This is a genomic window from Chryseobacterium sp. JM1, assembly GCF_000737715.1.
GTDB lineage: Bacteria > Bacteroidota > Bacteroidia > Flavobacteriales > Weeksellaceae > Chryseobacterium.
The window spans coordinates 253,552-275,655 of sequence record NZ_JPRN01000005.1 but is presented as its reverse complement, the minus strand read 5'-3'; the positions used below and the strand labels follow the sequence as shown (position 1 = coordinate 275,655).

The 22,104-nt window shown below is 39.7% G+C and carries 17 protein-coding genes; 13 read left to right on the top strand and 4 right to left on the bottom strand.

The annotated features are described in order from the left end of the window. Nucleotides 1–146 precede the first annotated feature (146 nt). Together IW22_RS10980 and IW22_RS10975 are read left to right on the top strand one after the other, a co-directional pair. Nucleotides 147–3,752, top strand: coding sequence for a choice-of-anchor L domain-containing protein (locus IW22_RS10980; protein ID WP_034726450.1), 3,606 nt, complete (start codon nt 147–149; stop codon nt 3,750–3,752). Nucleotides 3,753–3,860: 108 nt separating this feature from the next. Further along, a complete protein-coding gene (locus IW22_RS10975; RefSeq protein WP_034726448.1) occupies nt 3,861–6,227 on the top strand; it encodes a T9SS C-terminal target domain-containing protein in 2,367 nt (788 codons plus the stop codon). Nucleotides 6,228–6,295: 68 nt separating this feature from the next. Here the strand turns inward: IW22_RS10975 and rsmA are convergent, their stop codons facing one another. Beyond that, nucleotides 6,296–7,066 carry a 16S rRNA (adenine(1518)-N(6)/adenine(1519)-N(6))-dimethyltransferase RsmA gene (gene rsmA, locus IW22_RS10970; RefSeq protein ID WP_034726446.1) on the bottom strand — a complete coding sequence of 257 codons (771 nt, stop codon included), beginning with the start codon at nt 7,064–7,066 and terminating at the stop codon, nt 6,296–6,298. 91 nt (nt 7,067–7,157) lie between these two features. On the opposite strand from rsmA, the gene IW22_RS10965 reads away from it, so the two are divergent. The 7 genes from IW22_RS10965 to rluF all read left to right on the top strand — a co-directional run bounded on the left by IW22_RS10965 (nt 7,158) and on the right by rluF (nt 11,716). Next, complete coding sequence (locus tag IW22_RS10965; protein WP_034726445.1) at nt 7,158–8,057, top strand: cell division protein FtsX; 900 nt, start codon at nt 7,158–7,160, stop codon at nt 8,055–8,057. A 2-nt stretch (nt 8,058–8,059) separates the two neighbouring features. Then, nucleotides 8,060–8,356, top strand: a complete 297-nt coding sequence (locus IW22_RS10960) for a DUF3098 domain-containing protein (protein ID WP_034726444.1) — start codon at nt 8,060–8,062, stop codon at nt 8,354–8,356. A gap of 89 nt (nt 8,357–8,445) precedes the next feature. Next, entirely contained in the window at nt 8,446–9,264 is an 819-nt protein-coding gene (locus IW22_RS10955) for an undecaprenyl-diphosphate phosphatase (RefSeq protein WP_034726443.1), read from the top strand. 4 nt (nt 9,265–9,268) lie between these two features. Then, on the top strand, nt 9,269–9,721 hold the full coding sequence (locus IW22_RS10950) for a hypothetical protein (protein WP_034726442.1): 453 nt from the start codon (nt 9,269–9,271) through the stop codon (nt 9,719–9,721). Then, entirely contained in the window at nt 9,721–10,419 is a 699-nt protein-coding gene (gene truB, locus IW22_RS10945; RefSeq protein WP_034726441.1) for a tRNA pseudouridine(55) synthase TruB, read from the top strand. Before IW22_RS10950 ends, truB begins: the two co-directional genes overlap by 1 nt. Then, nucleotides 10,416–10,994 carry a hypothetical protein gene (locus tag IW22_RS23655; protein WP_051891197.1) on the top strand — a complete coding sequence of 193 codons (579 nt, stop codon included), beginning with the start codon at nt 10,416–10,418 and terminating at the stop codon, nt 10,992–10,994. Before truB ends, IW22_RS23655 begins: the two co-directional genes overlap by 4 nt. Next, nucleotides 10,994–11,716 (top strand): 23S rRNA pseudouridine(2604) synthase RluF, encoded by a 723-nt coding sequence (gene rluF / locus IW22_RS10935; protein WP_034726440.1) that lies wholly within the window; start codon nt 10,994–10,996, stop codon nt 11,714–11,716. The genes IW22_RS23655 and rluF overlap by 1 nt, the downstream gene beginning before the upstream one ends. Before the next feature lie 69 nt (nt 11,717–11,785). Here rluF and IW22_RS10930 read toward each other — a convergent pair whose 3' ends face one another. Both IW22_RS10930 and IW22_RS10925 read right to left on the bottom strand, forming a co-directional pair. Beyond that, complete coding sequence (locus IW22_RS10930) at nt 11,786–13,066, bottom strand: helix-hairpin-helix domain-containing protein (protein ID WP_051891196.1); 1,281 nt, start codon at nt 13,064–13,066, stop codon at nt 11,786–11,788. 202 nt (nt 13,067–13,268) lie between these two features. Beyond that, nucleotides 13,269–13,613, bottom strand: a complete 345-nt coding sequence (locus IW22_RS10925) for a MerR family transcriptional regulator (RefSeq protein ID WP_034704939.1) — start codon at nt 13,611–13,613, stop codon at nt 13,269–13,271. 285 nt (nt 13,614–13,898) lie between these two features. Between IW22_RS10925 and IW22_RS10920 the strand changes: the two genes are divergently transcribed. Beyond that, nucleotides 13,899–16,571 (top strand): reprolysin-like metallopeptidase, encoded by a 2,673-nt coding sequence (locus tag IW22_RS10920; RefSeq protein ID WP_051891195.1) that lies wholly within the window; start codon nt 13,899–13,901, stop codon nt 16,569–16,571. A gap of 49 nt (nt 16,572–16,620) precedes the next feature. Next, nucleotides 16,621–17,571, top strand: coding sequence for an AraC family transcriptional regulator (locus IW22_RS10915; protein WP_228384031.1), 951 nt, complete (start codon nt 16,621–16,623; stop codon nt 17,569–17,571). A gap of 147 nt (nt 17,572–17,718) precedes the next feature. Here the strand turns inward: IW22_RS10915 and ccoG are convergent, their stop codons facing one another. After that, nucleotides 17,719–19,161, bottom strand: a complete 1,443-nt coding sequence (gene ccoG, locus IW22_RS10910; RefSeq protein ID WP_034726436.1) for a cytochrome c oxidase accessory protein CcoG — start codon at nt 19,159–19,161, stop codon at nt 17,719–17,721. Nucleotides 19,162–19,515: 354 nt separating this feature from the next. Between ccoG and IW22_RS10905 the strand changes: the two genes are divergently transcribed. Together IW22_RS10905 and IW22_RS10900 are read left to right on the top strand one after the other, a co-directional pair. Further along, nucleotides 19,516–20,928: a S41 family peptidase gene (locus IW22_RS10905; protein ID WP_051891194.1), complete on the top strand. Its 1,413-nt coding sequence runs from the start codon at nt 19,516–19,518 to the stop codon at nt 20,926–20,928. Between the two features lie 73 nt (nt 20,929–21,001). Then, nucleotides 21,002–21,895, top strand: a complete 894-nt coding sequence (locus tag IW22_RS10900; RefSeq protein WP_034726435.1) for an SMP-30/gluconolactonase/LRE family protein — start codon at nt 21,002–21,004, stop codon at nt 21,893–21,895. Nucleotides 21,896–22,104 lie beyond the last annotated feature (209 nt).

The window sequence follows — 22,104 nt, the reverse complement described above, 5'->3', positions numbered from 1 at the left end:
TGGTATTTTTGCCAGTCTTTTTTATTATTTTCAAATAAAGCAAGTTTATATTGTAAAATAAATAAACTTGTATTAGTGATAATGTAAATTGTGCTAAATTGAATTTCAATCAAAAAAAATAGTATTTTTGTTTCAAATACTATAAAATGTTAAATAGGAGGATTGGAAGTTTATTTTTGGCGTTATTTTTTGTACTCTTGGGAATTTCTGTTTTTGCTCAAAACAGAGACAGAACAACAGTAACTCCAAAAAAGGTAAACCCAGCTTCTATGAAAGCCGGTGCTTTTATAGATGTCAATACACCCAATTATCCGGAATCTAACTACAGCATCACACAGCTGGTGAAAGATGTGTTGATATCCGGGGGAGCCTGTTCTACGTCAAATGTGAGCAACGTTAATGTTTCTCCCAATTTATCAGTCAATGATCCGAACCGCAGCTGGGGATTTTTTAACAAAGGAACTACTGCTTTCCCTTTTGCGAAAGGAATTATCCTTACTACAGGGTTTGCGAGAAAAGCAGGAAATAGCCTTGAACCTTCATTAAGTGATCCTCTTCCATCTTCTTCTGGAGATGTGGATCTTGCTGCCGCATTGAATGTAAACAATAGTTCACTGAAAGATGCCACCTACATTGAATTTGATTTTGTTCCTACCTCTACTGAGATTACATTCAGATATTTATTTGCTTCCAAAGAATACGATACAAGCCACCAGTTTGCCTGTAATATATCAGATGGATTTGCTTTACTGTTAAAGAAATCCACAGATCCTACCTATACGAATCTTGCAGTACTTCCCAATTCAGCGGGCCCGGTGAGTGTGACCAATATTCACCCGACCGTTCCCGGAACTTCAGGTTGTGGTCCTGTCAATCAGCAATATTTTGCAGGAATCAATAATAATCCTATGATTGAGACCAATTTTGACGGGCGTACTGTGCCATTAATTGCAAAAGCAACAGTTGTTCCCGGTCAAACCTATCATTTTAAAATGGTTTTGGCGGATTATTCAGATTCCAATTTCGATTCAGGTGTTTTTCTTGAAGCGGGATCATTCGATATTGGGGTGAAAATCCTGGATCCTGCCGGAGTACAGCTTCCTGCTACAATCACTATGTGTGATAATGCACCACAGACATTCACCGCTTCAGTACAGGCACCGAATGTTACCTATCAGTGGTTTTTAAATAACAACCCTATTACTAATGCAACCGGCCCGAGCTATACGGCCACACAACCGGGAGTATACAGTGTACAGGTATTGATTCAGGGAAACAGCTGTCCGGGAACGGCTTCTATAACTGTAGTTGGAGGAACGTCTCCTACCGTACAGAATGCAGTGCTGACCGCCTGTTATGCCGCCGGAAATGCAACTTTTAATTTACCTTCAGCGCAGGCTTCCATTAGCACAACACCCGGTGCAACGTTTGATTATTATGTGAATCAAGCCGATGCACTTGCCGGAAATACAAGTACTATTCCAGGTCCTGCTACATATTCAAGCCCGGGAGGACAAACAGTATACGTTAGAGTCAAAAACGGCTTCTGTGCCAAAGTAGCTGAACTGCAGCTGGTAAAAGCCGCTCAGATAGCTCCGGCTATTTTACCTCCGGCCGTATTAACCTGCGCCAGTTCTCAGACGACTTTAGATGCTTCTGCTTCGGTATATCCTGCAGGATCCGTTTTCAGCTGGACAACTACAGGAGGAAACATAGTTTCAGGAGCCAATACATTAACTCCGGTTATCAATGCTCCGGGAACCTATACATTAACGATATCAAATACCTTCCAGCCAGGTAGTGTAGTTTGTACAGGAGTTGCGAACGTGACCGTAACAGGAGACAGTGCGCCACCGGTAACGGGTCTCACTGCAACCAAAATACAGATCTGTAACGGTGAATCTGTTACTTTAACAGCATCGGGAGGTGTAACATACAACTGGGCGACGCTTCCGGGAACAGGAAATACACAAACAGTAACCCCTACTGCTACCACTACTTATACAGTAACTGCTGTAGGAGCTAATGGATGTGTGTCTCAAAACCCTGCTACCATTACTATTGAGGTTTCCCAACCGATCACAGTACAGAATGCCGTATTGCATAAATGCTATGCTCCGGGACTGACTTATGATCTTACTACAGCTCAGAGCCAGATTACTGCTGCCGGAGGTGGAGTGACATTTACGTATTATGTTCTACAGGCTGATGCTCAGGCGGGTAATGCCAATTTTATTGCAACACCTACGTCATATGCGCCACCGGCCAATCAAACGATATATGTTTTAGTGAAAAACGGAGGATGCCATTATGTAGTTGAACTTCAGTTATTAAGGACTGCTGAAACAACACTTACGATAGCCGCACCGCAGGAAATTACCTGTACGAATCCTCAGACTACATTAAATGCTTCAGCATCGGTAGTGCCTGCAGGATCTACCGTTACGTGGACAGCAGCGGGAGGCGGAAATATTGTATCGGGAGCAAACACCCTTAATCCTGTAGTAAATGCGGGTGGAGTGTATACACTTACCGTGACGAATGTTTCACAGCCGGGTAATTTAAGCTGTACCTATACAGCTTCAGTTACAGTAACTCAAAACACAACATTGCCAACAGCTGCAGTTGTATCTTCACAACCCAGAATATGCGTAGGAGAATCGGTAACACTGACTGCTTCAGGCGGGGTAACTTATAATTGGGTAGGACTTCCCGGAAACGGAAACACTCAGGTAGTTTCTCCAACATTGACCACTGTATATACGGTTTTTGCAGTAGGTGCCAACGGATGTATTTCTGCCACACCTGCAACGGTTACTGTTGTGGTAGGCCCACCAATTGCAGGGGTTTCCGCATCTAAATTAAAGATATGTGCCGGAGAATCGGTAACGCTTACTGCTACCGGAGGATTTACTTATAACTGGGTAGGGCTTCCAGGAAACGGAAACACACAGGTAGTTACTCCGGCAGTGACTACAGAATACTCTGTTTTTGCATTGGGAGGTAATGGCTGTAGCTCTGTGCTTCCTGCAAAGGTGACCATTGAAGTAGTACCTGCCATTGTTTCTACATTAAAGGATGTGTATGTCTGTGCAGGAGATACCGGAATACTGGACGCGGGAGCAGGTGTTAATTATACATACTTATGGAGTACGGGAGCCACTACCCAGACCATATCAACCAATGTTCCGGGAACTTATAGCGTAACGATTAGTAATGGAGTATGTTCTAAGGTTTTCACTGCAAAACTATTGAATCCGGAACTGCCTAAGTTTACGAATGTGGTGTATGAAAAGAATGTCCTTACTCTTACCGCCAGCAATCCCTCGGGAGCCGTTTTAGAGTTTTCAATAGACGGGGGAATCGTTTGGCAGACGTCCAATATTTTCAATAATGTTCTGGATAATACAAATTATCATCTGAGAGTAAGAGAAAAAGATGCAAAATGCTATACATCGCTGGACTACTTCACATTTGTGATCAGCAATGCCATTACACCGAATATGGACGGTATTAATGATACCATCAATTTTACAGGAATTAGTGGTTATAATAATTTTGCAGCGTCTGTTTTTGACAGGTATGGAGCAGAATTATTCAGAGCCACCAAAACCGATGCAGTCTGGAGGGGAACTTTAAAAGGCCTGAACCTGGCAACAGGGACGTATTGGTATAAAGTACAGTGGGAAAACCCAGCCAGTAAAAAACTTGAACAGCGTTCAGGTTGGATATTGTTAAAAAATAGGAACTAACAAACAAACCTTCCATATTTGGAAGGTTTGTTTTTTTTATGTTAAAAAAAAAGTAAAAAATACGCGGTATATTTGAAAATAAATTAAATTTGTTGAAACAAAAGTATTATGCGAAAAAATCTCCTAGTTTTTTTATTTTTTCTAGTCGCTTCGACATTTCTACATTCACAAACTGGTAAGCCCAGAATCGCTCACAAAGAAAATATTCCTGCAGCAAATAAAGCAGGAGCTTTTATTGACGTTAATGTTCCAACCTATCCGGAATCCGCATATTCTATTACACAGCTGGTAAAGGATGTTCTGATATCTTCCGGAACAAATACCTGTGTGACACCCAGTGTAACCAATGTAAAGATCACGCCGAACCATGCAGTAAGCAATGCTGATAGAGCCTGGGGATACTTTCATAAAGGGACAACCAATTTCCCTTTTAAAGATGGAATTGTGTTGTCTACCGGGAAAGCCAGAAGAGCAGGGAATGGTCCTGAAGGAAATTTAGGAGATGATAACGGAGGAGGAACAGACTCAGATCTTGCTCAGGTGATTGGAGGTACCGGAACGCTTGCAGATGCTGTACTTCTGGAGTTTGACTTTGTCCCTACAACTTCTCAGATTAAATTTAACTATATCTTAGCCTCTGAAGAATACTACGGAGGATTCCCTTGTGATTATGCCGATGCTTTTGCGATTCTGCTTAGACCTACGGCAGGAGGACCGTATCAAAATATGGCCATACTTCCCGGTGGTGCAGGACCTGTAAGTGTTACCAATATTCACCCGGCAATACCGGGAGGATGCGCAGCAGTCAATGAGCAGTATTTCGGAGGGTACAATACCACCAATATTGAAACCAATTTTGAAGGAAGAACAGTTCCTTTAACGGCTACAGCTACTGTTGTGGCCGGTCAGGAATATCACTTTAAGATGGTGATTGCAGATTATACTCCTTATTCTTTTCCGGATCACATTTATGACTCTGCTGTATTTCTGGAAGGAGGATCATTTAATATCGGCGTAGAGCTTTTGGATCCGAGCGGTGCTACTTTACCTTCAGATATCAATGTCTGTGATAATGTACCACAGGTGATCACGGCTTCAGTAAGTGACCCAAACCTATTATACAAATGGTTCCTGAATGGAGTTGCTATCCCGGGTGCTACCACAAACAGTGTGACAGCCGTACAGCCGGGAATTTACACCATTGAAGTAAGTGTTCCCGGAAATCCATGTCCAGGGAAAGCAAGTATAGAAATCCATGGAGGAACTACTCCGCAGGCTCAGGATGCTACATTGCTGCTTTGTGCGACTCCGGATATTACTACTTTCGACCTTACGAATGCGATGCCATCCATAAGCCCGACACCCGGAGCTGTATTTAAATTCTATGCTAATCAGGCAGATGCAATTGCTCAAAATACCAACAACATTCAGAATATTTTAAATTATAATGGTACAGACGGCCAGATCCTTTATACCGTAGTTTCAAACGGAGGTTTCTGCAGTAAGCTTATAGAATTAAAATTACTTAAAGAAACTACTCCAGTAGCCGGTGTAAAATCTTCCAGAATAAAAGTATGTCCCGGAGAATCCGTTACACTGACTGCTGACGGAGGAGTAACCTATCAATGGGTGAACTTCCCGGGAACAGGCAATACGCAGACAGTAACCCTGCATCAGACGACGACATTCACCGTTTATGCAGTGGGAGCAAAAGGATGCCGCTCATTGAACCCTGCTACCATAAGAGTAGAGGTTACACCGGAAATCACTTCTCCTCTGAAAGATGTGGAAATGTGTCTGGGCGACCGTGTGGTTTTAGATGCCGGTGCAGGGCCGAATTATAAGTATTTATGGAGTACAGGAGCATCCACACAGACGATTACGGTAGACAGCTGGGGTGTTTATACAGTAGAAGTGGATAATGGATTCTGTAAAAAAATATTCACGGCGAAAGTGGGAGGGGCAGCCACTCCATTTGTAACCGCCATAAATTATGAAAGTGCTAAAAAGACAGTGACTATTATCGCAGAAAACCCTGTGATGAACAATACGCCAAGCACCTTAGAATATTCTATAAACAATGGAATTACATGGCAGGATTCTAATATTTTCACCAACCTTTTAGACAACACGAATTATACGGTACAGGTGAGAAGAGTAGGGACGCATTGTGTAGGAACGTTTGATTTCTATACCCTGCAGATCAATAATATCATTACCCCTAATGACGATGGAGTGAATGATGTACTGGATCTTAAAGAACTTATTGGATTCAAAAACTTCACAGGATCAGTCTTTGACAGATACGGAGTGGAAATGTTCAGATTCTCCAAAGAAAAACCGGTATGGGACGGAACTGTAGGAGGGAAGAAACTCTCTACTGCTACGTACTGGTACAAATTTAATTTCGAATATCCTAAGTCTAAAGTTCAGATGAACTGGTCCGGATGGATCATGCTTAAGAACAGAGAATAAAAGATAAAGCATACAGAAAAAGCCTTTCAAGAGAACTTGAAAGGCTTTTTTGTTTTTTGAAACAGACTTTACTGATTTTGTTTCCAGAGATTGGTAAAACCGATAAAATCCAGAACGCTGAGCTCTTCTGCTCTTTTGTCCAGAAATTCATGGGTTTTTAAAGCCTCAGGAATGTTCAGTATTTTCAGGGAATTTGACAGTTTTTTTCTTCTCTGATTAAATCCTGCTTTCACGATTTGTTTAAAAAGAACCTCGTTCCCGGCCAAACCTTCTTTAGGATTTCTCGTAAGTCTGATGACTCCTGATTTTACTTTCGGAGGCGGATTGAACACATTTTCATGGACAGTGAACAGATAGGTCACATCGTAATACGCCTGAATCAGGACAGACAGAATACCGTAATCTTTAGTTCTCGGCACAGCGGCTGTTCTTTCTGCGACTTCCTTCTGGAACATGCCTACCATTTCAGGAACCTGTCCGTAATAATCGATTATTTTAAACAGGATCTGTGAAGAAATATTGTACGGGAAATTACCAATGATCGCGATCTGCTCTCCATTGATAAAATTGAAGTCCTGTTTCAGAAAATCGCCTACAAAAGTGTTTTCTGTAATCTTTGAATAGTTCTTTTTCAGGTATTCAATAGATTCTGTATCAATCTCGGCAAGGTAGATGGTCTGATCCTTATCGAGCAGATATTTGGTGAGGACTCCCATTCCGGGACCAACTTCCATGACGTTTTTATAGTCTTCAAAACTAAGACCTTCCACGATTTTTCTCGCGATATTTTCATCTGTCAGAAAGTGCTGTCCAAGATGTTTTTTTGCTTTTACACTCAAAGTTTTTTATGATTTTATTAACATTGATTTTCTCAATTTCGTCCCAAATTTCGGAAGTTTTTTTCTAATTTAGCCAAAAATTTTAATATTAATGGCTAAATCTGTAGATGAGTTTAATAAGAAAAGGCTTCGGTCCAGCAATATTACAGTAGTAATAAGTATTGCCTTAGTGTTATTTTTGTTAGGATTAATGGGGCTTATTTTAATCAATGCCCAGAAATATTCTGACTATATCAAAGAACAGTTGGTAGTAAATGCTTATTTTGATGAAAACTATGACGCGAAAGATTCTGTGAAAATTGCAAAACTGGAGGAAGAAACTTTTAAAAAGGTACAGACGTTAGCTCCTGTAAAAAAAGCGACCTACATCTCAAGGGATATGGCGGCAAAAGAAGCCAAGAAAACCATGGGAATAGACAGCGATGCGCTTTTTGAAGAAAATATTTTCCCTTCATCCATTGAAGTGGCATTAAAGCCTGAATACGTAGACCCAGCGAAAATAGACGGTGCGATTAAAATAATCAAATCTGTTCCGGGTATCGTGGATGTGAAAAATGACAGTACGCTGATGGTGGATGTTTACAACAACCTGAGCAGGATTTTAAAGTGGATCTTAGGATTCTCCGTTCTTTTCCTGATCCTGGCTGTCGTATTGATCAACAATTCCATCAGGCTGAAGATCTTCTCTAAAAGATTTATCATCAAAACGATGCAGCTTGTTGGGGCAAAAAGAAGGTTTATCCTTAAGCCGTTTATCATTGAAGCTGTTATTTTAGGTGCTATCGGTTCTGCAATTGGACTTCTGGCGCTTGGCGGCGTATGGTATTATTTTACAAGTCAGATTGGTTCGGCTTTCGTGCAGGACAATAATCAGTACTTCTGGTTAGTTATTTTAGTACTTGGAGTAGGGGTGTTTATTTCCGTCCTAAGTACCATTTTCGCTACATGGAGATTCTTAAAATCAAACGTTGACGATCTATATTACTCTTAATAATGAGCAAAAAAACAAATAAACTGGCCGCTTCAGAGTTTGGCAAAGAAACCGAAGTTACACAGGAAAGTACCTTTTACTTCGGGCAGCAGAACTTCAAGTGGATGCTGATAGGTCTGGCATTTATCGTAGTGGGATTCCTGCTGATGATGGGGCCGGATGCTAATACCGTAGATGGTAAATTTGATCCCAATTCATGGAATGACGATATTTTTTCCATCCGCAGGATCAGAATTGCACCACTGTTCATAGTGATAGGCTTCGTCATAGAAGTGTACGCTATTTTAAAAAGAAAATAAATACAAACTTTATTTAAGGATTAAGAGATTAAGGAATTCGGAAACATCTGGATTTCAAAATCTCTTAATCTTTTAATTTTTACAATATTATGGATTTAATCAAAGCGATTATTATTGCTATTATTGAAGGACTTACCGAGTATCTTCCTATCTCTTCTACGGCACACATGGGATTTACGGCCAACCTTTTGGGCCTGCAGGATGATGAATTTCTGAAAATGTTTCAGGTTTCCATTCAGTTTGGGGCTATTTTATCTGTGGTGGTGGCGTACTGGAAGAAGTTCTTTGATCTGAAAAATATCCAGTTCTATTATAAACTTGCTTTTGCTGTTGTTCCTGCATTGGTTTTGGGGTATTTATTTGATGATAAAATTGAAGCGATTCTTGGAAACCAGATCGCTATTTCTTCCGTACTCGTACTGGGAGGAGTGGTGCTTCTTTTTGCTGACAAATGGTTTAAAAATCCCAGAATTGATGATGAAAAGGGCATTACGATAAGAAGTGCCATTACCATCGGCTTCTGGCAGTGTCTTGCGATGATGCCGGGAACCAGCCGTAGTGCGGCTTCCATTATCGGAGGAATGTCACAGGGGCTTACCAGAAAGGCAGCAGCAGAATTCTCATTCTTTTTAGCTGTTCCAACGATGCTGGCGGTGACGGTTTATTCCGTTTTCCTGAAAACATGGGGTAAAGAAACGGCGCATCCTCAGAAAGGATATGAAATGATAATGGCATCTCAGGATCACATCATGATCTTTGTGATTGGAAATATTGTAGCATTTATTGTCGCACTGATCGCGATTAAAGCATTTATCGGGGTGTTGAACAAATATGGTTTCAAACCTTGGGGATGGTACCGTATTTTCGTAGGGATTGCCCTGTTGATCTATTTCTATTTCTTTAAGTAAGAGTATGAAAAATAATATTCTAAAAATACTGGCTTTTTCCGGATTAATTGTTTCGTGCACTCCTGCACACACGCTGTTCGTGAAAAATAATACGAAAGAAAGAATAGAGTTTGTGGTAGAGCTTAAAGAGAAGAATACGACGGCTCAGGATTTACTGATCTGTAAAGAGCTTGTACCGGATGAAAAACTGGATCACAAAGCTTTTATGGAGTATTCCAAGGATGGAAAATGTTACAGCCAGAAAATTACAGCGATTAATAAGACCAGCTATAAATTTAATTTACCGGAAAATTATACCGTAAATATTGTTCCGAATAGTTCTGTATATCCGTTTCACAATATCTACTACTTCATCGGAGATAAAAAATGCTTTGTGAATGTAGAAAACGGTCCCGACTGCAAACAGAGAGTCAATAAGCTTCCCAGCTTAGTAAGTATCACCGAAATTACAGAATAATGACAGCTGAAGAACTGCAATCAGGATATGTGTTTTTATTGGACAAACCTCTGGACTGGACTTCTTTCCAGGCTGTCAATAAAATGAAATATAAGCTCAAAAGAGAGTTTAATCTTCCCAAGAAATTTAAAATAGGCCACGCAGGAACTTTGGACCCGAGAGCTACGGGGCTTCTTATTGTCTGCTGTGGAAAATTCACCAAGAAAATTCCTGAGATTCAGGATGCTCCTAAAGAATACTGGACCGAGATCAAAATAGGCGTTCAGACAGAATCCTATGATACGGAAAAGCCGGAAATCCTTCAGCAGGATTTTGCCCACATCACGGAAGAGCAGATCAATGAGGCACTGGAAAAATTTGTTGGAGAAATCGAGCAGAAACCTCCTGTGTATTCAGCGATCAAGATAGACGGACAAAGAGCCTATAACCTGGCAAGAGCAGGCGAAGAAGTGGAAATGAAATCCAGAAAAACTACGATTTTCTATATCAATGATATTAAGATCGATCTTCCTTTGGTCAGCTTTACAGTAGGATGTTCAAAAGGAACCTATATCAGAAGTCTGGCTCACGATATCGGACAGGAACTGGAGGTAGGTGCTTATCTGACCCAGCTCAGACGTACAAAAATCGGAGATTATACCATTGAAAATGCAACGACTGATTTTCTGGAAAACGAATACAGATTTGAAGGCTTATGATAAAAAATTTACTCCTTGTTTTGGGGCTCTTATCTTCTGTAGTTTTTTTTTCGCAGGAAAAAGAGACAAAGAAAGAAAAAATGGGGTTTTATGTGAATCCATCACTGAATGTAGGCCTGAATCTTCAGACTAAAGATAATCAGATCAGCAATTCGCAGTATATCGAACCGAAACGAGTGGGTAAAATAACATATGGCATTACAGCCATTGGAGGTTACAATTTTCTTCCTAACTTTGCACTAGGAACCGGATTGAAATACAGTTTTATAGAAGATAATTATCATCTGGTATACTGGATGATTCAGCCAAAGATCATATTCAGCCCGGGCGACCGTCCTTTTTATATTGATTTAAATTACGGAAAGCAGCTTAATCATTCAGCAATTTCAGATTCTGAATTTTGGGGTGCAAGGCTTGGAATCATGGTTTCTTATTCAAAAAGGCTGAGCCAGGAAGGGGGAATTACGTTTGAAGGATATCAGCTCAACGGGAAATCAAATGGCTTTTTCATTGGCTTAAGCTATGGAATTACCATTTTCAGCAATAAAAATTATACAGGTTACGGAGAAGACTAATGGAAAAAACGCGCATCAATAAATATTTATCAGAAGTAGGCTACTGTTCAAGAAGAGCGGCAGATAAACTTTTGGAAGAAGGAAGAATTACGATTAATGGAAAGGTTCCTGAGATGGGTACAAAAGTTTCCGATGAAGATGTGGTGGAAGTGGATGGGAAACCTATCCGTGAGCCGCAGGATAAGCCTGTTTATATCGCTTTTAATAAACCCGTGGGGATTGTCTGCACCACAGACACCAAACGTGAAAAAAACAATATCGTAGACTATATCAACTACCCGAAAAGGATTTTCCCGATCGGAAGGCTGGACAAACCGAGTGAAGGTTTAATCCTGCTGACCAGTGACGGCGATATTGTAAACAAAATCCTCAGAGCAAGAAACAACCACGAAAAAGAATACATCGTACGTCTTGACAAGCCTATGTCTCCTAAATTCCTTGATAAAATGAGGAATGGTGTTCCTATTCTGGATACCGTCACTAAAAAATGTGATGTGGAAAGAATCGATGATATGACATTCCGTATTATTCTTACTCAGGGACTGAACAGACAGATCCGAAGAATGTGCGAATACCTTGGTTATGAAGTAAAAAAGCTTAAACGTATCCGTATCATGAACATCAAACTGGATCTTCCCGTTGGAAAATGGCGTGAGCTTACAGATGAGGAATTCAATTCGCTTAATAACTTACTTTCAGAATCTACTAAAACTGCGGAGTAGAATTACGAATTATGAGTTATAAATTATGAGTCGCATTTTCACACATAATTTATAACTCATAACTTATCACTATTTCACATAAAGTTTCATCCTTGTCTCATATTCAGGTTTCAGTTTAAGCATTTTCCAGATTTTCGCATCATCAAAATTACTGGTCCGGTAAAAGATGATTTTATCTGCTGAATATTTAAAATACGGATGGCTATTCAGCCATTCTTCGGGAGCATCGGTCAGAGAATATTTGGCAACGTTTGACGTGTTGAGCTGACAGGTGGAGATCAGTTTCTGTACAATTTCTTTATCAATATTGTAGGTGTCCATGATCTGTTGCTTATTGACAAAGCCTCCCAGTTTTTTCCGGAATCCCAATATAGAACCGGCGCTTCTTTCATCCAGCCCAAATTCCATCAGCTGCTTAAACGTAATGGAATTAAGATCCATCTTTGAAAAATCAGTTTCCTGTCTGGCTTCCTTTTTTTTGTTCAGGTCAGAATTGAGTTTAATATAAGGTTTTAATTCCTGAAATTTCTCTGTAGAGATGACAAAACATTTCTGAAGATCTTCCGGTGTCTTAAAACTTCCCCCAAGATTTCTGTCACGGTAGTTGACAATTGTCTGAGCCTGTCTTTCCGAAAATCCTAATGCCTTCCAGCCCTCTAAATCTGTCGTATTCGGATCAAAATTGCGGTATTGAATGTTAGATTTTACAGCATAATTTTTAGTTGAATTTTTAAAATAGTCGGGTGTTTTTGAAGGAAGAAGTATATAAGGTTCCAGCTTGCTGTAATTTTCAGAAGAGATAATAAAACATTCTTTGAATTTTTCCTTACTGGCAAAGCTTCCCCCTAAATAATTTTTATACTTTAGAATGGCTTCCGCCTGTTTTTCACTGAAACCTATTTTTATCCAGTCAGCAGCAGAAAATCCATCCGGATTGAACTTTCGGGAGACAATGATCTCTTTCTTTTCATAATTTTTAAACTTCCCAGAAGAATTGTCTTTGGGTGTCTCAGGAAGTAACAGATAAGATTCCAGCTCTGCAAATTTTTCAGGAGAAACGGCGTAGCATTTCTTAAATTGGGCTTTCGAACTAAACTGACCTCCTACGATCTTTTTATAATTGAGAAGGGTAGCCACCTGCTTTTCAGAAAATCCTAAATGTTCCCACTGTTTTGCATCCAGTTCATTAGGATCAAAGTCTGTCAGATTCAAAGGAACTGAAGTTTCTGTAATAAATCTAACCTCAGGAAATGTCTCTTTTTCCCTGCCGGTGTAGTTTTGAAAGGCAAGAAGGACGATCATCAACGTTCCCATCAATGCCAGTTTCCGGTAATCATTTTTTCTCATCATCCCGTAAACTTATCAATAAAAACAAATCGGGGCAATGGACTGTAGGATAATGCATTGTTTTGTACAACAAATACTTATAAATAGTTTTTATTTTACATTTGAATGCTTTTCAGATAGAATGATTTAAATAAATGAAGAAAATAATGGGGCGGTTGAAAAACAAAAACATCCTTTAAAGATGCTTTTTATGATGTGATACTATTTATTCGGAATCTCTGTCTGCGAGGGAAGCTTTCAGTTTCTGGAGCTCAGCCTTTATAAATTCAAGACGGTCAATGATGGTCACCGTTTCAGAAATCTTGCTGTTGGTGGTTAGAGCGATTCTTGCGCCATCCAGCGTATAGCCTTTTTCCTTGACCAGATGGTAGATCATCTGAAGGTTCTTAATATCTTCCGGGGTGAAATAGCGGTTACCTTTCTTGTTCTTTTTAGGCTTGATGATAGGGAATTCCTGTTCCCAATACCGTATCAGTGAAGTGTTTACATCAAAAGCTTTTGCCACTTCTCCTATTGAATAATACAGTTTGTCAGGTAAATTTATCTTCATTGTATGAATCCTAAAAGCCAAAGATAAATATTTTTTAAACTCTGATGCAAATATGCGCGGGTAAATAGTTGTTACTGCAATATTTTTTTCACAAAATAGATGAAGATAATGATGTAAGTAATAATTTCTATAATTACGAATATTGTATGTATTTTTTTTATAAAATCTAAGATTATGATTAATATAGGATTTATTTTGATGATTTAATCTATAATTGTCATGAAATGAGCCTTTTATGTTATTATTTTTTTGTTAATTTGACTTACACTAAAAAAATATTATTTTATGAAAAACTACTTCTTCCTTTCCATGGTGCTTCTTCCTTTTTTAGGAGCAGCACAATGGACTAAAACTTCTGTGAGGACACAGAAAGTCAAGGCGTCTCAGGAAAAACTGGAATATTCGGCTTTATATTCACTGGATGCCAATCAGCTTAAACTTTCACTGAGAGGTGCCTCTGATCGTTTTTCCGGATCTAAAGGTGTGATCATATCACTTCCTACAGCAGATGGAAAGATTGAAAAATTTCAGGTTTGGGAATCTTCCAATATGGATCCGGCTCTTCAGAAAAAATATCCGGATATCAAATCCTACGTAGGAACCGGGGTAGATGATCCTTCTGTATATCTGAGATTCAGTATGTCACCTGTAGGATTTTCTTCTATGATCACCAGATCCGGTCTTTCCGAATTCATTGAACCTTATACCGAAGACAGAACCGTATACGCTGTTTTTGATTCCAATGCAAGAAGAGGGCAGGATAAAGAACCATTTGAATGCTCTGTGATAGAAGAAGCAGAGAAAAACGGGGCTGAAAAAAAAAGCGAAAGTGTCAATAAGAAAACAGCAGGTTTTAATATTTTCAGACTGGCATTATCCTGTACGGGAGAATATGCACAGTATCATTTAACGGCTGCAGGCACTCCTGCTACGGCTACAGATGCCGAAAAAAAAGCAGTGATCCTTGCTGCAATGAATGCATCACTGACAAGGCTGAACAGTGTTTTCGAAAAAGACCTGTCCTTTCATTTTAACCTTATAGCCAGTAATGACACCATTATATTTTTAGATCCGGCTACGGACCCTTATACCAATGGAGGCCCGAATGAAGCTCACGCTCAGATTTCTTCAAGAATTGCGACTGAGAATTATGACATGGGTCATTTAATAGATAAAAAAGGAGGTAACGGATCTGCCGGTGTAGGCGTTATCTGCAACAACAACTCAAAAGGAGCGGGATGGACTGCCCATAATTTTCCGGAAGGAGATAAGTTTGATATAGATTACGTAGCTCACGAAATGGGACACCAGCTGGGTGCAGGGCATTCTTATACCTACAGATCTTCACAGGCAGATCAGAGAGTGGAGCCGGGAAGTGGCAGCACTATTATGGCGTACACGGGAATTACAACGGCTTCTGATGTTCAGTTTAATTCCAATGATTATTTCCATACCAACAGTGTTACCCAGATTAAAAATAAAATCAACAGTATTGTCTGTGGGGTCAATACGCCTTTTGCAAATCCTGCTCCGGATGTTAATGCCGGCGCAGATTATACCATTCCTAAATCTACCCCATTTGTCCTAAAAGCAACCTCAGCAGATGCCAATACCGCTTCTTATACGTATACTTGGGAACAGGCAGATCAGGCTGCTGCTGCTCAGATCGGGGCAGGGGATATTTCAATAGCTTATCCAACAAAACCAACGGGACCTACTTTCAGATCTTTTACCCCAACAAGTTCTCCGGTAAGATATTTCCCTGATTTCAATAAAGTACTGGCAGGCGTTTTATCAACCCGTTGGGAATCGGTTTCAAGTGTAGCCAGAAGCCTTAATTTTGCAGCTACGGTAAGAAACAACAGTCCGGCGCAGCCACAGGTTTCGAAAGATGCTACGGTTTTAACAGTTGATGCAGCATCCGGTCCTTTTCAGGTGACAGCCCCCATATTCGGACAGTCATTATCTTCAGGAGGAAACATTAATGTGACCTGGGATGTTGCCAATACCAATCAGGCTCCTGTAAGCACAGCTAATGTTAATATTAAACTATCTAAAGATGGTGGACAGACCTTTACGACAATAGCTGCCAACACTGCCAATGACGGAAATGAGCAGGTAACAATACCGGCAGGATCTATGTCTGCCAATGCCTATATATTGGTAGAGTCAGTAGGAAATGTGTATTATGCGGTAAGTCCAAGTTTTGTTATAGATTATAACGTAACAGGCGAAACATGTAATACCTATACGTACAGCGGCCCGGCTGTAGCCATTACAGATGGTCCAGGCGGTACAGGTATCTCTGCACCCAGAATAAACATTCCTTTAATCGTCAACAATACGGGAACCATTACTAAAATAAAAGTGACACCGTCTGTTACCCATCCGAACATCAGTCAGCTAGCTATAGGAATTGAAAGTCCGGTCGGATCTTCAGCTCTTTTCTGGAACAGACAATGCTCCGGGCAGTCAGGAATTACGGCTTCATTCAGTGAGACGGGGAGTGCGGTGGCTTGTGCATCACCTCTTGCGGGAGAAACGAAATCAAATGAATCTTTAGCGATATTTAAAGGACATAAAGCTCAGGGAGAATGGAAACTCTTTGCTACAGACAATAATGCAGGAAGTGCAGGAACAGTTACAGCATGGTCTCTGGAAGTATGTACAAGAGAAACCCAGACACTGGGAACCCATGAAGTTTCTTCTCCATTGGCGGATGATATCAAAATTTATCCTAATCCAAGTGACGGTAATTTCTTCATTAAGTCTAGAAACTTAAAAGGAGAAGTGAAAGTGGGAATGTTTGATGCCAGCGGAAGAATAGTATTTTCATCTGCCTATCAGAGTGAAGGCAACAGCACAAAAGAGTTTAATGTGAACGTTCCGAAAGGCGTGTATGTGATCAGCATTAATTCTTCAAAAGGAGCTTACAGTACAAAGCTTGTGATCAAATAACAGATGCATAGCTTATGAATTAAGGACTGGTGAAAACCGGTCCTTTTTTATGTCCATTTGCGTTGTCTCTCTTTTTGCAGTACTTTTATACAATAACTACCATCTGTTTATTATCCGAATGAATTCTATCTCTGTTCTTCATATCGAGCTTTTCCAGTCCGGCAGGAATACTTCAGATTTTTATTTCAATACCATGAAAGAACATCTGGTAGTAGGTCACCGTCATATTGAAAAACCGCATCGCCACGACTTTTACGCGGCTGTTCTCTTTACAAAGGGAAAAGGAACTCATGAGATTGATTTCCAGAAATATGAGGTGTCTGAAGGAAGTCTTTTCTTCCTGTCTCCGGGACAGATCCACAGCTGGGAACTTTCGGAAGATATTGACGGGTATATTTTTTTCTGCTCGCAGGAGTTTTATGAAATGCATTACGTAAGCCAGAAATTGAGGAATTTTCCCTTTTTCGGTTCCGTATCTTTTCCCCGTAAACTGCAGCTCGATGCTGGAGAATTGATGAAAACGGACAGTTTATTTCAGGAACTGGGAAAAGAACATCAGTCTCAGTCCGTGATGAAGGAAGGATTTATTCTTTCCCTGATGTCGCAGGTTTTCATTAATGCAACAAGACTGTTTTCGAAAGATATTGAGATGCGTTCTTCATCCGCCAGCCTTTCTTATTTTAAACATTATCAGGATTTTGAAAATCTGATAGAGCAGCATTTTACAGCTCATAAATCTATATCTCACTATGCATCATTACTGGGAATTACCCCCAAACACCTGAATCGGATCGCACAGACTGTCGTTCAGAAAACAGCAACCGATGTCATTACTGAAAGAGTAGTTCTGGAAGCCAAAAGAATGCTGATGTATCTCGATGAAAGTCTCGTGGAAATTGCTTTCAGACTCGGATATGAAGAATATTCCTACTTTGTAAGAGTATTCCGGAAAAGCTCCGGAATGACTCCTACTCAGTTTATGAGAAAATACAAGGTTTAATGTTTAAAGGAGGGAAGCCTGAAGCCCGAAGAGGGAAGTTAATAGAGGTCTGCAATATTAATTTGGCGTCCCTTATTCTTTATCCCACATCTTCAGTCTAAAATCTAAAATCTAGATTCTTGGCTCTTGTCTCTTGATTCTTTTACTCTACAACATAAGCTTAAACGGCCCCTCAAATGTTGTCTCAAATGAATCCAGCATTTCTCCTTTTTCATCAAATACCCCGATAACCATATTTTGTTTTGAGAATTTAATGTCTTCTTCCGGGAAGGTGATATTGATGTTTCCTTTCAGAATTTCATCCCCTTTCAAGATGATCTTTTCAGAACCGAAATACGTGATTTCTGCATGCGCCGGAGTCATTACTTTAATGGTCAGGGTCTTTTTCTCGTTGGATTTATTTAAAAGGGTATAAATAAAAGTATTGGTGATCTTACCGTCTTTGATAAAGAACGTAGAACCTGCCGGTTTAATGAATTTTGCTTCCATAGATCCACGGTCATACATCAAGAAGCCTAAGAATCCGATGAGCAGGGCTAAAAACACCGTCGTCGCTTTCATTCTTGAGGTGAATTTGAAACTGTCCTGGTTTTCAATTTCTGCTTCTGTGGCATAGCGGACCAGTCCTTTTGGAAGTCCTACCTTCTCCATCACTTCATCGCAGGCATCTATACACGCTGTACAGTTCACACATTCCAGCTGCTGCCCGTTTCTGATGTCAATACCGGTAGGGCAGACTACGACACACTGATGGCAATCGATACAGTCCCCTTTTCCTGCGGCTTTACGATCTTCATTATTTCTCCATTTTGAACGGCCTTCTCCTCTTTTGAAATCATAATAGACATTGATCGTCTGTTTGTCGATCAGCACGCCCTGAAGTCTTCCGTACGGGCATACCAATGTACAGACCTGCTCGCGGAGCCATGCGAAAACAAAGTAGAACGTCATGGTGAAAAATATCATGGTAATGAATTTCAGGGGATGCTCCTGCGGCCCTTCATTCATAATCCGGAACAATTCTTCGTAACCTACAATATACATGAACATAACGTGAGCGATGATCAGTGAAATTAAGGCAAAAACAGACCATTTTAACAGCCTTTTTCTGATTTTTTCAGTGTCCCATTCCTGTCTGTCCAGCTTCATCTGCTTGTTTCTGTCACCTTCGATCAGGTATTCAATTTTCCGGAAAACCATTTCCATAAAAAGTGTCTGAGGACATAGCCATCCACAGAATATTCTTCCAAAAACCACGGTGAAAAGCATTACGAAGATCACAGAAGTAACGGCTCCCAGTGCGAGGATAAAGAAATCCTGAAGGTAAAACGGTTGTCCCAGGATGAAAAACCTTCTGTCAATCACATTGACCAGCAGAAAAGGATTGCCGTTGATCTTTACAAATGGCAGCCCGAAAAATATAGCAAGCATAGCGTAGCTCGCATAATTCCTGTAGTTGGTATATTTTCCTTTTGGTTTTCGTGGAAAGACCCATTTTCTTTTGCCCGTTTCGTCCATGGTTCCCACCGAATTCCTGAACGTATCGTTTTCTATTTCTACAAATTGGCTGTTGCCTGCTTCTGCACTCATTGCGGTACTTTTGTTAAGTTAAAAAAGTATTAAGGTGATATTTGAGATCGGATCAAGCTAGTTTTTCAGTCAGTTTTACAAAGGAAAAAGGAGGGTTGATCTTACCATGGCAAAGGTCCGCATAAAACTGTTTTTTAACTAATACCATCTGCTTCCAAAATAGGACAATTGAGACATTGCGCTTTGTCGTAGAGATGATTGTTCAAGAAAATTATTATATTTTTAGAAGTAGTTGAAATCCAGAGTTTTCAATTCTTTTTTTTCGTAGTTTAGCCCTACCCGGGGAAAGGCAGATTTACATTTCATTTTTTATGAAGTTTTCCACTTTGGCGGGTTTTACTAAACAAGATTTCCGTGAAAAATAAAATTTCTATTGTATGCCTCCTGTTGTTCATTTGTTCAGCATTATCGGCTCAGATTCCAAATAAACTGACGCTTAATGAGAAAATCTATGGATTGTCTAAATTCTGGAGCGATGTGGAATACAATTTTGTCTATCTGTACAAAACAGATCAGTCCAAATGGGATAAAGCTTATAGAGAAGCTATTGTAAGCATTCAGAAAACGGAAAACGATTACCAGTATTATAAAGAACTTAAAAAATTATGTGCTGTTTTAAAAGACGGACATACACAGGTTTATTTTCCGGAGGATATCGAAAATAAGATCATGGTTTCTATGTTTGGAGAATACAGGCTTTTTCTGATGAATGTGCAGGGAAAGGTGTATGTGATCGGGACCAATAAAAGCAAAGAAAAAGAGATTCCGTTGGGAAGTGAGATCATTAAAGTGAACGGTTTGTCTACAGCTGAATACCAGGATAAATTCGTTAAGCCTTATATTTCCTCTTCTACCGTGAGTTATCTCAATTTTAAAGCAGGGTTGAATCTGTTGGAAGGGCTGGGTGGAGACACTTACGATGTGGAAATCAAAACTCCAAAAGGAGAAATCAAAAAGCTGCATCTTATCCATTCAAAAACAGAGGAAACTGCTGTCAATCCCGAGGCGCTGCCCAATCAGTCGCTTTTTGAATTCAAATGGCTGAAAAATAATATTGCCTATGTAAAGATCAGCAGCTTTGAGAACTCTTCGGTTGTGAAAGATTTCGAATCCAGGCTGACTGAACTTAAGAATGCAAAAGGAATTATTCTGGATATCAGAAATAACGGCGGCGGCAGTTCGAAAAACTCAAAAAATATTGCAAAATATTTTGTCAAAGGAGATACTATTTATGGTGCGAAAAACTACAGCAGAAAGATTATTCCGACAGAAAGAGCTCTTGGTTCTTTTCTCACACCAAAAGATACGATTGCTGGAAAAGCAGAGTGGGGACTTTCAAAGCAGGAAACCACTGATTTGTTTAAGGCCTATTCAGGGAGCAAGTTTCATGAATTCGAATACAAACCTCAGGTAATAGAGCCTGTAGAAAAGCTGAACGTTCCTACCGTTGTGCTGACAAGTGTTTTAACGGCTTCAGCTGCCGAAGACTTTTTGATTTATCTCTATAATCAGAAAAATATAACCAGAGTGGGCGAGTACTCCAATGGAAGTACAGGCCAGCCTCTTCAGATAGAACTGCCGGGAAATGGCTCTGCCATTATATGTACCAAAAAGGTGACCCTGCCGGATGGTGAAGAATTTATAGGAGTCGGAATTAAGCCGCATAATTTTATAGAAAGAAATCTGAATGATACTTTATATCCTGTGAAGTTTGATTCTCAGCTGGAAGCTGGAATTAACTATTTAAAAGGAACTCTGAAAAACTAATGTAATTTTTACCGCTTAAACAAAGGGAATTTTATTTTACAAATTGTAAATTTGAAGGCCTTAAAGTTGAAGAATGAAAAATATATGCAGAATAAGCGTGATTGGTTTGGTTTTCGCATTGGTAAGCTGTCAATCAGTAAATTATAACAAAATGTTTTATGAAGATGTACAGCCGGAGAAAGTGTCGGATCAATTCACTTTTACAGAAGGACCGTCTTCGGATCAACATGGAAATGTTTATTTCACTGACCAGCCTAATGACAAAATCTATTACTGGGACTGGAAAACCAATAAGGTCATAGAGTTTTTGGGAAAGACGGGTAGGGCCAACGGAACCCATTTCGATAAAGACGGAAACCTCATCACCTGTTCCGATGACCAGGGAGAAATCTGGAAAATTTCAAAAGACAAAAAAGTAGAAGTCATCCTGAAAGGTTTTGAAGGAAAAAGGTTCAACGGACCTAATGATGTATGGAACGATGCTTCCGGGGGAATGTATTTTACAGATCCTTTGTACAAAAGGGATTACTGGATAAATTTCAAACAGGAAATTGCGCACAAAAGCCTTTATTACAGAACAAAGGATGGAAAAACCATTAAGATGGAAACCTTTGTACAGCCCAACGGAATTGTGGGAAGTGAGATCTTTAAAAAACTGTATATTTCAGATATCGATGCCGGAAAAACCTATGTTTATGACATTCTTGGAGAAGGAAAGTTATCAGAAAGAAGACTGTTCTGCGAGATGGGGTCAGACGGAATGACACTGGATAAGCACGGGAATCTCTATTTAACAGGAAAAGGAGTGCATATTTTTAACCGCCACGGAAAGAAACTGTACCATATTCCTATTGAAGAGGAATGGACGTCAAATGTCACTTTTGGGGGTGAAAACAATGATATTTTATTCATCACCGCTTCAAAATCTGTATACACTTTACCCACCAGAGTAAGGGGAACCAGATAAATATCTTTTATAATTAACTATAACATAGAAAAGACTGTCAGTGACGGTCTTTTTTTATGCTTTTTTCTCAAGCTTTGCAAAGGCTATTTTTTATAAAATGAATTTAAAATAATGGAAGGTTATTAATCATTTAAAACGATTTTGAATTTTTTTCTCTTTTATTCCTTAATTAATTAAAAATTATTAATCTATTTCTATTTATAGAGAAT

Excerpts from the sequence above, each read along its gene's own strand:
- IW22_RS10975 (WP_034726448.1), top strand. The coding sequence starts at position 3,861 with ATGCGAAAAAATCTCCTAGTTTTTTTATTTTTTCTAGTCGCTTCGACA.
- ccoG (WP_034726436.1), bottom strand. The coding sequence starts at position 19,161 with ATGAGTGCAGAAGCAGGCAACAGCCAATTTGTAGAAATAGAAAACGAT.
- IW22_RS10980 (WP_034726450.1), top strand. The coding sequence starts at position 147 with ATGTTAAATAGGAGGATTGGAAGTTTATTTTTGGCGTTATTTTTTGTA.
- IW22_RS10930 (WP_051891196.1), bottom strand. The coding sequence starts at position 13,066 with ATGATGAGAAAAAATGATTACCGGAAACTGGCATTGATGGGAACGTTG.
- IW22_RS10960 (WP_034726444.1), top strand. The coding sequence starts at position 8,060 with ATGAGCAAAAAAACAAATAAACTGGCCGCTTCAGAGTTTGGCAAAGAA.
- IW22_RS10900 (WP_034726435.1), top strand. The coding sequence starts at position 21,002 with ATGAAAAATATATGCAGAATAAGCGTGATTGGTTTGGTTTTCGCATTG.
- rluF (WP_034726440.1), top strand. The coding sequence starts at position 10,994 with ATGGAAAAAACGCGCATCAATAAATATTTATCAGAAGTAGGCTACTGT.
- IW22_RS10955 (WP_034726443.1), top strand. The coding sequence starts at position 8,446 with ATGGATTTAATCAAAGCGATTATTATTGCTATTATTGAAGGACTTACC.
- IW22_RS23655 (WP_051891197.1), top strand. The coding sequence starts at position 10,416 with ATGATAAAAAATTTACTCCTTGTTTTGGGGCTCTTATCTTCTGTAGTT.
- IW22_RS10920 (WP_051891195.1), top strand. The coding sequence starts at position 13,899 with ATGAAAAACTACTTCTTCCTTTCCATGGTGCTTCTTCCTTTTTTAGGA.
- IW22_RS10915 (WP_228384031.1), top strand. The coding sequence starts at position 16,621 with ATGTCCATTTGCGTTGTCTCTCTTTTTGCAGTACTTTTATACAATAAC.
- IW22_RS10925 (WP_034704939.1), bottom strand. The coding sequence starts at position 13,613 with ATGAAGATAAATTTACCTGACAAACTGTATTATTCAATAGGAGAAGTG.
- truB (WP_034726441.1), top strand. The coding sequence starts at position 9,721 with ATGACAGCTGAAGAACTGCAATCAGGATATGTGTTTTTATTGGACAAA.
- IW22_RS10950 (WP_034726442.1), top strand. The coding sequence starts at position 9,269 with ATGAAAAATAATATTCTAAAAATACTGGCTTTTTCCGGATTAATTGTT.
- IW22_RS10965 (WP_034726445.1), top strand. The coding sequence starts at position 7,158 with ATGGCTAAATCTGTAGATGAGTTTAATAAGAAAAGGCTTCGGTCCAGC.